The sequence below is a fragment of the Streptomyces silaceus genome, assembly GCF_001419745.1.
GTDB classification, from domain to species: domain Bacteria; phylum Actinomycetota; class Actinomycetes; order Streptomycetales; family Streptomycetaceae; genus Streptomyces; species Streptomyces silaceus.
Genome location: NZ_LIRJ01000337.1, coordinates 658 through 12580, shown reverse-complemented (window position 1 = coordinate 12580; position 11923 = coordinate 658). Strand labels below are relative to the sequence as shown.

12 protein-coding genes and 1 pseudogene are annotated in these 11923 nt (G+C 72.5%); 10 read left to right on the top strand and 3 right to left on the bottom strand.

Annotated elements, in window-relative coordinates:
* Positions 1–144 precede the first annotated feature (144 nt).
* The 3 genes from AOK22_RS28010 (at position 145) to AOK22_RS28000 (ending at position 3382) form a co-directional block, all read left to right on the top strand.
* Positions 145–993, top strand: coding sequence for a GNAT family N-acetyltransferase (locus AOK22_RS28010; protein ID WP_055701504.1), 849 nt, complete (start codon positions 145–147; stop codon positions 991–993).
* A 73-nt stretch (positions 994–1066) separates the two neighbouring features.
* Positions 1067–1609, top strand: coding sequence for a GNAT family N-acetyltransferase (locus AOK22_RS28005; protein WP_055701502.1), 543 nt, complete (start codon positions 1067–1069; stop codon positions 1607–1609).
* A 72-nt stretch (positions 1610–1681) separates the two neighbouring features.
* Positions 1682–3382, top strand: a complete 1701-nt coding sequence (locus tag AOK22_RS28000; RefSeq protein WP_055701501.1) for a proline--tRNA ligase — start codon at positions 1682–1684, stop codon at positions 3380–3382.
* 57 nt (positions 3383–3439) lie between these two features.
* On the opposite strand, the gene AOK22_RS27995 is transcribed toward AOK22_RS28000, so the two are convergent.
* Genes AOK22_RS27995 through AOK22_RS27985 form a run of 3 tightly spaced genes read right to left on the bottom strand, consistent with a single transcriptional unit; the run spans position 3440 to position 5429 of the window.
* On the bottom strand, positions 3440–4333 hold the full coding sequence (locus AOK22_RS27995; protein WP_055701500.1) for an aminoglycoside phosphotransferase family protein: 894 nt from the start codon (positions 4331–4333) through the stop codon (positions 3440–3442).
* Between the two features lie 35 nt (positions 4334–4368).
* Entirely contained in the window at positions 4369–4866 is a 498-nt protein-coding gene (locus AOK22_RS27990; RefSeq protein WP_055701503.1) for a ferritin-like domain-containing protein, read from the bottom strand.
* 8 nt (positions 4867–4874) lie between these two features.
* Entirely contained in the window at positions 4875–5429 is a 555-nt protein-coding gene (locus AOK22_RS27985) for a hypothetical protein (protein WP_055701499.1), read from the bottom strand.
* 232 nt (positions 5430–5661) lie between these two features.
* Here AOK22_RS27985 and rimP point away from each other — a divergent pair, with 232 nt between their 5' ends.
* The 7 genes and pseudogenes from rimP to AOK22_RS43040 form a co-directional block, all read left to right on the top strand.
* Positions 5662–6159 (top strand): ribosome maturation factor RimP, encoded by a 498-nt coding sequence (rimP, locus tag AOK22_RS27980; RefSeq protein WP_055701498.1) that lies wholly within the window; start codon positions 5662–5664, stop codon positions 6157–6159.
* Between the two features lie 2 nt (positions 6160–6161).
* Positions 6162–7151 (top strand): transcription termination factor NusA, encoded by a 990-nt coding sequence (nusA, locus tag AOK22_RS27975; protein WP_055701497.1) that lies wholly within the window; start codon positions 6162–6164, stop codon positions 7149–7151.
* A gap of 134 nt (positions 7152–7285) precedes the next feature.
* Positions 7286–7576, top strand: coding sequence for a YlxR family protein (locus AOK22_RS27970; protein ID WP_079036870.1), 291 nt, complete (start codon positions 7286–7288; stop codon positions 7574–7576).
* A 146-nt stretch (positions 7577–7722) separates the two neighbouring features.
* Positions 7723–10800 (top strand): translation initiation factor IF-2, encoded by a 3078-nt coding sequence (gene infB, locus AOK22_RS40185; protein ID WP_079036869.1) that lies wholly within the window; start codon positions 7723–7725, stop codon positions 10798–10800.
* Between the two features lie 161 nt (positions 10801–10961).
* Positions 10962–11255, top strand: coding sequence for a DUF503 domain-containing protein (locus tag AOK22_RS27960; RefSeq protein WP_055701494.1), 294 nt, complete (start codon positions 10962–10964; stop codon positions 11253–11255).
* Between the two features lie 50 nt (positions 11256–11305).
* Positions 11306–11755, top strand: a complete 450-nt coding sequence (gene rbfA, locus AOK22_RS27955) for a 30S ribosome-binding factor RbfA (protein WP_055701493.1) — start codon at positions 11306–11308, stop codon at positions 11753–11755.
* Positions 11752–11923, top strand: a pseudogene (locus AOK22_RS43040) (tRNA pseudouridine(55) synthase TruB); the annotation flags it as partial. The gene rbfA and the pseudogene AOK22_RS43040, both read left to right, overlap by 4 nt.

The window sequence follows — 11923 nt, the reverse complement described above, 5'->3', positions numbered from 1 at the left end:
CACCCAGGACGGCCCCACGGACAAAAGGCGCCCCCCGCACTTGGCGCCCCCGCACAAGGCGCCCCGCACAAAGCGCCCCCGCACAAGGCGCCCCCGCCAGGTACAGTGCGGAGATCAGCAGACCGTATGGTGAGGCCCCCGCACGTGTTGACTCAGACCACCACCCGGGTCCTCGAACCGAGTGACCTCGACGCCGCGCTCGCCGTGCTCGACCGCGAGCCGGTCGCGAACGCCTTCGTGACCGCCCGCGTCCAGGTGGCGGGCCTCGACCCCTGGCGCCTCGGCGGCGAGATGTGGGGCTGGTACGAGGACGGCATGCTGGCGTCCCTCTGCTACGCGGGCGCCAACCTCGTCCCCATCTGCGCCACCCCCCGCGCCGTCCGCGGCTTCGCCGACCGCGCCCGCAGGGCGGGCCGCCGCTGCTCCTCCATCGTCGGCCCCGCGGGCCCCACGGCCCAGCTGTGGCGCCTGCTGGAGCCGTCCTGGGGCCCCGCCCGCGAGGTCCGCGCCCAGCAGCCCCTGATGGTCACCGACCGCCTCCCGGACGACGTCGTCCCCGACCCGTACGTCCGTCGCGTCCGCAAGGACGAGATGGAGACGATCATGCCGGCGTGCGTGGCGATGTTCACCGAGGAGGTCGGCGTCTCGCCGCTGGCCGGCGACGGCGGCCTCCTCTACCAGGCGCGCGTCGCCGAACTCGTCGGCTCCGGCCGCTCCTTCGCCCGCCTCGACCAGGACGGCAAGGTCGTCTTCAAGGCGGAGATCGGCGCCGCCACGGCGCAGGCCTGCCAGATCCAGGGAGTGTGGGTCGCCCCCGAGTACCGCGGCCGCGGCCTCGCCGCCCCCGGCATGGCCGCCGTCCTGCGCTACGCCCTCGCGGACGTCGCCCCCGTCGTCAGCCTCTACGTCAACGACTTCAACACCGCGGCCAGGGCGGCGTACCGAAGGGTCGGCTTCCAGGAGGTCGGCGCGTTCATGAGCGTCCTGTTCTGAACCGGCCGACACCGTGCCGCGCCCCGCCGAGCGCCCTGTTCAGAAGCACGGCGGCGGCAAGTAGGGTCGCCCCATGACTGACGACGTCGTGATCGGTCCGCTCGACCTCGCCGCGCGGGTCGACGAGGCGCTGCGCGTCCAGGCCCACGCCTTCGGTCTCAGCGACGACGAGGTGGCCGTACGACGCCAGATCGTGCTGCGCCACCTCACCTACCCCGGCGCCCGCGCCTTCGGCGCCACCACCCCCGACGACCGGCTCGTCGGCTTCGTCTACGGCATGCCCAACGACCGCGCCCACTGGTGGTCGACCGTCGTCGAGCCCTATCTGCGCAGCCGGGACCTCGACGGCTGGCTGGACGACTCCTTCGTCATCACCGAACTGCACGTCCACCCCGGCCACCAGAACCGCGGCATCGGGCGCGCGCTCATCACCACCATCACGGACGGCGTCCCCGAGCCCCGCTCCATCCTCTCCGCCATCGACGTGGAGAGCCCGGCCCGCGGTCTATACCGCTCGCTCGGGTACGCGGACCTGGCCCGCCGCGTCCTGTTCCCCAGCGCCCCCAAGCCGTACGCGGTGATGGGCGCCCCCCTGCCCCTGCACCGTCACCCCTGAATGGATTTCCGGCCGGGGCGGGGCGCCGGATAACCTCCTGGGACCAACCTTTCGCAGCAGGAGTCAAGAATCATGGCCAAGGCCCAGGTCCAGCGCATGTCCCGGTTGATGGCGAAGACCCTGCGCGACGACCCGGCGGACGCCGAGGTGCTGAGCCACAAGCTCCTCGTCCGCGCCGGTTACGTGCGCCGTACCGCCGCCGGAGTCTGGTCCTGGCTGCCCCTGGGCAAGAAGGTCCTCGCCAACGTCGAGCGGGTCGTCCGCGAGGAGATGGACGCCATGGGCGCCCAGGAGGTCTCCCTGCCGGCCCTGCTGCCCAAGGAGCCCTACGAGGCCACCGGCCGCTGGACGGAGTACGGCGCCGAGCTGTTCCGCCTCAACGACCGCAAGGGCGGCGACTACCTCCTCGGCCCCACCCACGAGGAGATCTTCACCCTCCTGGTCAAGGACCAGTGCACGTCCTACAAGGACCTGCCGGTGATCCTCTACCAGATCCAGACGAAGTACCGCGACGAGGCCCGCCCCCGCGCCGGCATCCTGCGCGGCCGCGAGTTCCTCATGAAGGACTCCTACTCCTTCGACCTGGAGGACGAGGGCCTCGCCCAGTCGTACGCGCTGCACCGCGCCGCGTACCAGAAGATCTTCCAGCGCCTCGGCCTCGACTACCGCATCTGCGCCGCCACCGCCGGCGCCATGGGCGGCTCGAAGTCCGAGGAGTTCCTCGCCCCGGCCGCGGCCGGCGAGGACACCTTCGCCGACTGCCCGAACTGCGACTACGCGGCGAACACGGAGGCCGTCTCCTACGCCCTGAAGCCGGTCGACGCGGCCGGCGTGCCCGCCGCCGAGGAGATCCCGACCCCCGACACCCCGACCATCGAGACGCTCGCCGCGCACCTCGGTGTCGAGGCCTCCGCGACGCTCAAGAACCTCCTCGTGAAGGTCGACGGCGAGATCGTCGCCATCGGCGTCCCCGGCGACCGCGAGGTCGACATGGACAAGGTCGAGGCCCACTTCGCCCCCGCCGCCGTCGAGCTGGTCACGGCCGAGGACTTCGAGGGCCGCGACGACCTGGTGCGCGGCTACGTCGGGCCGCAGGGCCTGGAGAAGGTCCAGTACGTCGCCGACCCGCGCGTCGCCCCCGGCACCGCCTGGATCACCGGCGCCAACAAGGACGGCGTGCACGCCAAGAACGTCGTCGCGGGCCGCGACTTCGAGGTCGACGCGTACGTCGACGTCGTGGTCGTCCAGGAGGGCGACCCCTGCCCCCACTGCGGCACCGGCCTCAAGCTGGACCGCGCCATCGAGATCGGCCACATCTTCCAGCTGGGCCGCAAGTACGCCGACGCCTTCCAGCTCGACGTCCTCGGCAAGGAGGGCAAGCCGGTCCGCGTGACCATGGGCTCGTACGGCATCGGCGTCTCGCGCGCCGTCGCCGCCCTCGCCGAGCAGCACGCGGACGACAAGGGCCTGATCTGGCCCGAGGAGATCGCCCCGGCCGACGTCCACGTCGTCGCCGCCGGCAAGGCCCTGCAGACCGAGCTGGCCCTGGAGGTCTCGGACAAGCTGGCCGCGGCCGGCGTCCGGGTCCTGGTCGACGACCGTCCGGGCGTCTCCCCGGGCGTGAAGTTCACCGACTCCGAGCTGATCGGCGTGCCGAAGATCCTGGTCGCGGGCCGCCGCGCCGGCGACGGCGTCCTCGAACTGAAGGACCGCCGCACCGGCGAGCGCGAGGAGCTCACGGTCGACGAGGCCATCGCCCGCCTCACCGCCTGACGGCCCCCGCACACGGATAGGGCGCACCCCGCACGGGGTGCGCCCTCTCGCGTACCGCTACAGCCAGCCCGCGAACTCCAGCAGCAGCTCGGCGTCCTGCGTACGCCCCACCCGCCGGGCCCGGACGCCCGACTCGACCGCGCGGAAGAGCGTCCAGCCCCGCAGCCGCTCCGGCTCGACCTCCAGGGACTCCGCCAGCTTCTTCACGCGCCGCCGCGTGATCGAGGCGCCCGACGGCGAGGCGATCAGGTCCTCCACCCGGTCGCGGACCAGGCGCGCCAGATCGAAGGCGGGCTCGCCCACCACGGGGTCGGGCCCCACGGCCAGCCACGGCAGCCGGTCCCCGGCGAGGACCTTGCTCTGCCGGAACGTGCCGTGCAGCAGCCGGGACTCCGGGGCGCCGGCGAGCAGTTCGTCGCGGGCGGCCAGTGCCGCGTCCACCAGCGGCGCGACCTCCGCGTCGGAGGAGGCCCGCAGGGCCTCGGCCTGGCGTCCCGTCCGCTCGGCGACGGTCTCGAAGCGGTGCCCGGCGGGCGGTTCCACCCACAGCCGCCGCAGCGTCCCCGCGGCCTCGAGGAGCGCCTTCGCCTCGGGCAGCGAGCGCACGGACACGTCCCTGTGCAGCCGTTCGAGCAGCACCGCGCCGTCGGAGGCGTCCGGGTCGAGGAGCCGCACGGCCCCGATCCCGCCCCAGTGCGCGAGCGCGGCCCGCTCGCTCTCCGGGCGGGAGCGGGGCGGCACGAGCTTGAGCACGGCGGGCGTGCCGTCGGCCCGTCGCACCAGCAGCACGAGCCCGCTGCGGCCACCGGGGACATGCATCCGTTCCACGGTCAACTCGCGTAGAGCGACGGCCTGTTCCGCTGCCTCGGGCAGCTTCTCCAGCCAGTCGTCGCCGTCCTGCGCCGTCTCGCCGAGTGCCGTGACGAGGCGCTGGGGCGGTTCGAAAGCCATGCGCGAGTCGTTCCCTTCCTGGACGTGTGGCCCGGTTACGCCTTGGGGGTCGCCGGTGCCGTCGAGCCGGACGCGGCGGACCGCTCGGCGAGCCCAGGGAAGGCTACGCTCCCGCCCCGCCACCGCGCCGCCCGGACCGCCGCCTCGCGCAGGGCCGCGGCCGCGCTGCCGCGCCGGGTGCCCGAGGCGGCGCGGACGAGGTCGGAGTACACACCCGCGACCCGGTCCTCCAGCTCCGCCGCGAGCCGCACGGCCGCCGCGGAGTCCGGCACGGGGAAGGGCAGGGCGTAGGCCGCGTCGGCGGGCTGCGGCTCGCCGCCCAGGTCGCGGACGGTGCGCTGCAGTTCGTCGCGCCGGGCGCGGTGCGCGTCGTACGCGGTGCGGGCCTCGGCCCGGCGGGCCTCGCCGATCCGGCCGCCGACGACGCCGTAGCCGTACACGGCCGCGTGCTCGGCGCTCAGGGCGGCCTGCACGGCCTTCAGCTCCTCGTCCTTGGCGGCCGTGGAGGCGTCCTTCGGGGCCCTCGGGGCCATCGCGGCGTTCACTTGTCGTCCTCCGTCAGCAGATAGGCGTGGGCGGCGCCCGCGGCGGCCACCGAGGCGAGCAGCCTGGCCTGCTCGGCCGGGGCGTCGAGCAAGGCCTCGGCCCTGCGGTCGGCCAGTTCGCGCTCGGCCTTGGCGAGGTCGCGCACGGCCCGCTTCGGGTCGGACGCCACGGACGGCTTCGGCGAGGGCTTCGCGGAAGCGGAGGGGGAAGCGGAGGCGGAGGGCGCCGCCGAGGGGGAGGCCGTGGACCCGTCGTCCTCGAACGCCTCCGCGTGCCGCCGCACCTCGTCCCGCAGCGGCCCGAGCCGCCCGGCGAGCGAGGGGTGCGCGGCGAGCACCGCGTCGTAGCGCGCGAGGAGCGCCCTGCTGTCCTCGGCCGTCCTGGCGCGCAGACGCCGGGTCGCGGACGGGCGTTCGTCGGTGTCGGTGGTGTCCGTGCAGCCCGCGAGCAGCGCGGCCGACGCGACGCCGGCGGCCCCGGTGAGCAGACTCCTTCGGCGCGGGCCCGGACGGGACCGCGGGGTGGTGAGATACGGCGGCACGGCAGACATCCTCGGAAGGAAGGCCAAAAGGCGTGAACGAGAAAAGAACGGGAGGGAGGAACCGGTGGGCGCGGGCCCGGTGATCACCGTACCTTCGCACCGCCCCGCTCCCGGCGATCGGCTCGGGACCGGGACCCCGCATCCTCCCGCCGGTGGGCGGCAACACCCCTCGGGACCGGATACCCTTTGACCTGACACGCGACGATCCCACAACAGCACACGCGGCCGAGGAGTCACCCGGATGAGCACCACCCAGAGCGAGAGGCTGCGGCAACTACTGGAACCGCTCGTCACCTCCCAGGACCTGGATCTCGAAGAGATCGAAGTGGCCTCGGTCGGACGCAAGCGAGTGCTGCGAGTCGTCATCGACTCCGAGGACGGCGTGGACCTGGACCAGATCGCGGACGTGAGCCGCGCGCTCTCCGCGAAGCTCGACGAGACCGACGCGATGGGCGAGGGGGAGTACGACCTGGAGGTCGGTTCGCCCGGCGCCGAGCGCGCCCTGAGCGAGCACCGCCACTTCGTGCGTGCCGTCGACCGCCTGGTCAAGTTCCAGCTCACCGAGGGCGGCGAGCTGATCGCCCGCATCCTCACCGTGGACGACGAGGGCCTCGACCTCGAGGTGCCCGGGGTGAAGGGCCGCAAGGCCACCACCCGCAGGATCGCCTTCGACCAGATCGACAAGGCGCGTGTGCAGGTCGAGTTCAACCGCAAGGACAAGAAGGAAGAGGAGGCGTAGCCGTGGACATCGACATGAGTGCCCTGCGGGGTCTGGTCCGGGAGAAGGAGATCTCCTTCGACCTGCTTGTCGAGGCGATCGAGTCGGCCCTCCTCATCGCCTACCACCGCACCGACGGCAGCTTCCGCCGCGCGCGCGTGAAGCTGGACCGCGAGAGCGGCCATGTGACGGTGTGGGCGACGGAGGACCCGGCGGACCTCGAAGAGGGCCAGGAGCCCAAGGAGTTCGACGACACTCCGTCCGACTTCGGCCGCATCGCCGCCACCACGGCGAAGCAGGTCATCCTGCAGCGTCTGCGCGACGCCGAGGACGACGCGACCCTCGGCGAGTACGCCGGGCGCGAGGGCGACATCGTCACGGGCGTGGTCCAGCAGGGCCGCGACCCGAAGAACGTGCTGGTCGACATCGGCAAGCTGGAGGCCATCCTGCCGGTGCAGGAGCAGGTCCCCGGCGAGGAGTACCCGCACGGGATGCGCCTTCGTTCGTACGTCGTCCGGGTGGCCAAGGGCGTCCGCGGCCCCTCGGTGACGCTGTCGCGCACCCACCCGAACCTGGTGAAGAAGCTCTTCGCCCTTGAGGTGCCCGAGATCGCCGACGGCTCGGTCGAGATCTCGGCCATCGCCCGCGAGGCCGGCCACCGCACCAAGATCGCGGTCCGCTCGACGCGCTCGGGCCTGAACGCCAAGGGCGCCTGCATCGGCCCGATGGGCAGCCGTGTGCGCAACGTCATGGGCGAGCTGAACGGCGAGAAGATCGACATCGTCGACTGGTCCGACGACCCGGCCGAGATGGTCGCCCACGCGCTCTCCCCGGCCCGCGTCAGCAAGGTCGAGGTCGTCGACCTCGCCGCCCGCTCGGCCCGGGTGACGGTGCCGGACTACCAGCTGTCGCTCGCGATCGGCAAGGAGGGGCAGAACGCCCGCCTGGCCGCGCGGCTCACCGGCTGGCGCATCGACATCAGGCCCGACACCGAGCAGCCCGCCGACCAGTAGCGGGACCGCCGAGCCGACGGCCGCCGGGAATAAATTCCGGGCGGCCATGGCTTGGATCACGACAGTATGTGGCGAGTAGCCGTTCGATTCTTGCCCCAAAGGGGTGAGGTCGGTGCGGGGAGGTAGACTTAAGCGTGTCTGGCCGGACGCATGCCCGCGCACGCCCTGAGCGCACCTGTGTGGGGTGCCGGGAGCGAGCGGCCAAGAGCGATCTGCTGCGCATCGTGGCGATGGAGGACGCCTGCGTCCCCGATCCAAGCGGTACGCTGCCCGGCCGGGGTGCGTATGTACACCCCGCCCTGGTCTGTCTGGACCTGGCGGTCCGCCGCCGGGCGTTCCCCCGGGCCTTCCGCGCCCAGGGACCGCTCGACACGGAGGCGTTGCGCCGGGCTGTCGAGACAGTTGCCCAGCAGGCAACACCGTAAGACGCGGTCGCGCGGAACCCCGTGCGGCCCTGGTACCTCGCGAGTTGGAAGTAGGTCGAGATTGCGATGAGCACTCGATGAGTACGCGATGAGTACGCCCATGAAGTAGCGACGGTCCGGCGTAACCCGGACCTAAAAGGAGCGAAGTGGCTAAGGTCCGGGTATACGAACTCGCCAAGGAGTTCGGCGTGGAGAGCAAGGTCGTCATGGCCAAGCTCCAAGAACTCGGTGAATTCGTACGTTCGGCGTCCTCGACGATCGAGGCGCCCGTGGTACGCAAACTGACTGACGCATTCCAGCAGGGCAGTGGCAACGGCAAGTCCGCCGCCAAGCCCGGGGCGCCGCGCAAGGCCGCCCCCAAGCCGCCGACCCCGTCGGCACCCTCCCCGGCGCAGGCCGCCCGACCGGGTCCGGTCGCGCCCAAGCCCGCGCCCAAGCCGGCCGCCGCCGAGAAGCCCGCGGCTCCGGCCTCCCCGGCGACCCCGGGCCCGCGCCCGACGCCCGGCCCGAAGCCGCCGGCGCCGAAGCCGGCTCCGGCCTCCCCGGCGCCGTCCGCCCCGGAGTTCACCGCTCCGCCGGCCGCGCCCGCCGCTCCCGCGGCGCCGCAGGCCCCCCGTCCGGGCGCCCGCCCGGGTGCCCCGAAGCCCGGTGGCCGTCCGGCCCCCGGCCAGGGTCAGGGCCAGGGCGGTCGCGGTGACCGTCAGGGTGGTGCCCCGCGCCCCGGTGGCCAGGGTGCTCCCCGTCCCGGCGGTGCCCGTCCCGCGGGTCCGCGTCCGGGCAACAACCCCTTCACCTCTGGTGGCTCCACCGGCATGGCGCGCCCGCAGGCGCCCCGTCCGGGCGGTGCCCCGCGTCCCGGCGGCGGCCCCGGCGGTCCCGGCGGCGCCCCGCGTCCGCAGGGCCAGGGCGGCCAGGGTGCGCCCCGTCCGCAGGGTCAGGGCGGCGCCCGTCCGACCCCGGGCGGCATGCCCCGTCCGCAGGCTCCGCGTCCCGGCGGCGGCCCCGGCGGCAACCGTCCGAACCCGGGCATGATGCCGCAGCGTCCCGCTGCGGGCCCGCGTCCCGGCGGCGGCCCCGGCGGTGGCCGTGGTCCCGGCGGCGGCGGTCGTCCGGGCGGCGGCGGTCGTCCCGGTGGCGGCGGCTTCGCGGGTCGTCCCGGCGGCGGTGGCGGCGGCTTCGCCGGCCGTCCCGGCGGTCCCGGTGGCGGCGGCGGTGCCGGTCGTCCCGGTGGTGGCGGCGGCTTCGGCGGTCGTCCCGGCTTCGGTGGCCGTCCCGGTGGTCCGGGTGGCCGCGGTGGCACGCAGGGCGCCTTCGGCCGTCCCGGCGGTCCCGCGCGTCGCGGTCGCAAGTCGAAGCGGCAGAGGCGCCAGGAGTACGAGGCCATGCAGGCCCCGTCGGTCGGCGGCGTGATGCTGCCTCGCGGCAACGGCGAGACCGTTCGCCTGTCGCGCGGTGCGTCCCTCACCGACTTCGCGGAGAAGATCAACGCCAACCCGGCGTCGCTCGTCGCGGTCATGATGAACCTCGGCGAGATGGTCACGGCCACGCAGTCCGTCTCCGACGAGACGCTGCAGCTCCTCGGCGACGAGATGAACTACCAGGTTCAGATCGTCAGCCCCGAGGAGGAGGACCGCGAGCTGCTCGAGTCCTTCGACATCGAGTTCGGCGAGGACGAGGGCGGCGACGAGGCCCTGGTCTCCCGTCCGCCGGTCGTGACCGTCATGGGTCACGTCGACCACGGTAAGACCCGACTGCTCGACGCGATCCGCAAGACGAACGTCGTCGCGGGCGAGGCCGGTGGCATCACCCAGCACATCGGTGCCTATCAGGTCGCGACCGAGGTGAACGGCGAAGAGCGCGCCATCACCTTCATCGACACCCCCGGTCACGAGGCGTTCACCGCCATGCGTGCCCGTGGTGCGAAGTCCACCGACATCGCGATCCTCGTGGTCGCGGCCAACGACGGTGTGATGCCGCAGACGATCGAGGCGCTCAACCACGCCAAGGCGGCCGACGTGCCGATCGTGGTCGCGGTCAACAAGATCGACGTCGAGGGTGCCGACCCGACCAAGGTGCGCGGTCAGCTCACCGAGTTCGGTCTGGTGGCCGAGGAGTACGGCGGCGACACGATGTTCGTCGACATCTCCGCGCGCCAGGGTCAGAACATCGACCAGCTGCTCGAGGCCGTGGTCCTGACCGCGGACGCCTCGCTCGACCTGCGGGCCAACCCGGAGCAGGACGCGCAGGGTATTGCCATCGAGGCCCACCTCGACAAGGGCCGCGGCGCCGTCGCGACCGTCCTCGTCCAGCGCGGTACCCTCCGCGTCGGCGACACGATGGTCGCCGGTGACGCCTACGGCCGCGTCCGCGCGATGCTCGACGACAAGGGCGAGAACGTGGAGGAGGCGGGTCCCTCGACCCCCGTCCTCGTGCTCGGTCTCACCAACGTCCCGGGCGCCGGCGACAACTTCCTGGTCGTCGACGAGGACCGCACGGCCCGTCAGATCGCCGAGAAGCGTGCCGCCCGTGAGCGCAACGCCGCGTTCGCCAAGCGCGTGCGCCGTGTCTCGCTCGAGGACCTGGACAAGGTGCTCAAGGCCGGCGAGATCCAGCAGCTCAACCTCATCATCAAGGGTGACGCTTCTGGTTCCGTCGAGGCCCTGGAGTCCTCCCTGCTCCAGCTGGACGTCGGCGAAGAGGTCGACATCCGCGTCCTGCACCGCGGCGTGGGTGCGGTCACCGAGTCGGACATCGACCTGGCGATGGGCTCCGACGCCATCGTCATCGGCTTCAACGTCCGCGCGGCCGGCCGTGCCGCGCAGATGGCGGAGCGCGAGGGCGTCGACGTCCGCTACTACTCGGTGATCTACCAGGCCATCGAGGAGATCGAGGCGGCCCTCAAGGGCATGCTCAAGCCGGAGTACGAGGAGGTCGAGCTCGGCACCGCGGAGATCCGCGAGGTCTTCCGCTCGTCCAAGCTCGGCAACATCGCGGGTGTGCTCATCCGCTCCGGCGAGGTCAAGCGCAACACCAAGGCCCGCCTGCTCCGCGACGGCAAGGTCATCGCGGAGAACCTCAACATCGAGGGCCTGCGCCGCTTCAAGGACGACGTCACCGAGATCCGCGAAGGCTTCGAGGGCGGTATCAACCTCGGCAACTTCAACGACATCAAGGTCGACGACGTCATCGCGACGTACGAGATGCGCGAGAAGCCGCGCGGCTGATCGACCGCCACACGGCGGTCGTGACCGAGTGGTCTGTGTCGGGGCCGGTCGACGGGGGAAATCCCGTCGATCGGCCCCGGCCGTTCCGTGTACGGTTCTGGTGTCCCTGCCAAGCGGTTGGCGGGGCACCGACCCCGTACCGGCGGGACATCCGGACACACATGTATGTGGGGACTCTGTCCTTCGATCTGCTCCTCGGCGACGTACATTCGCTGAAGGAGAAACGCTCCGTCGTCCGTCCGATCGTCGCCGAGCTCCAGCGGAAGTACGCGGTGAGCGCGGCGGAGGTCGGCGGTCAGAACCTGCACCGGAGGGCCGAGATCGGCCTCGCGGCGGTGTCCGGCGACGCGGGTCATCTCACGGACGTACTGGACCGGTGCGAGCGCCTCGTCGCCGCCCGGCCCGAAGTGGAGCTGTTGTCGGTCCGGCGACGGCTGCACGGCGACGACGACTGAACAAGGCAAGACAAGCCCAGGGAATGCCCGGGGATAAGGGAGACGGACCAGTGGCCGACAACGCGCGGGCGAAAAGGCTGGCGGACCTCATTCGAGAGGTGGTTGCTCAGAAGCTGCAGCGCGGGATCAAGGACCCGCGGCTCGGGACGCACGTGACGATCACGGACACCCGGGTGACCGGTGACCTGCGGGAGGCCACGGTCTTCTACACGGTCTACGGCGACGACGAGGACCGCGCGGCCGCCGCCGCGGGCCTGGAGAGCGCCAAGGGCGTCCTCCGGTCGGCGGTCGGCCAGGCCGCGGGCGTGAAGTTCACGCCGACGCTGGCCTTCGTCGCGGACGCCCTGCCCGACAACGCGCGGGCCATCGAGGACCTGCTCGACAAGGCACGGCTCTCGGACGCCAAGGTGCGGGAGGTCTCCGCCGGCGCCGAGTTCGCGGGCGAGGCGGACCCGTACAAGAAGCCCGAGGACGAGACGGACGGCGACGCCTCAGCATGAGCAAGAGCGGGACCACGCCGGACGGCCTTGTCATCGTCGACAAGCCGTCCGGCTTCACTTCGCACGACGTCGTGGCCAAGATGCGGGGGATCGCCAAGACCCGCCGCGTGGGCCACGCGGGCACCCTCGACCCCATGGCGACGGGCGTCCTCGTGCTCGGCGTGGAGC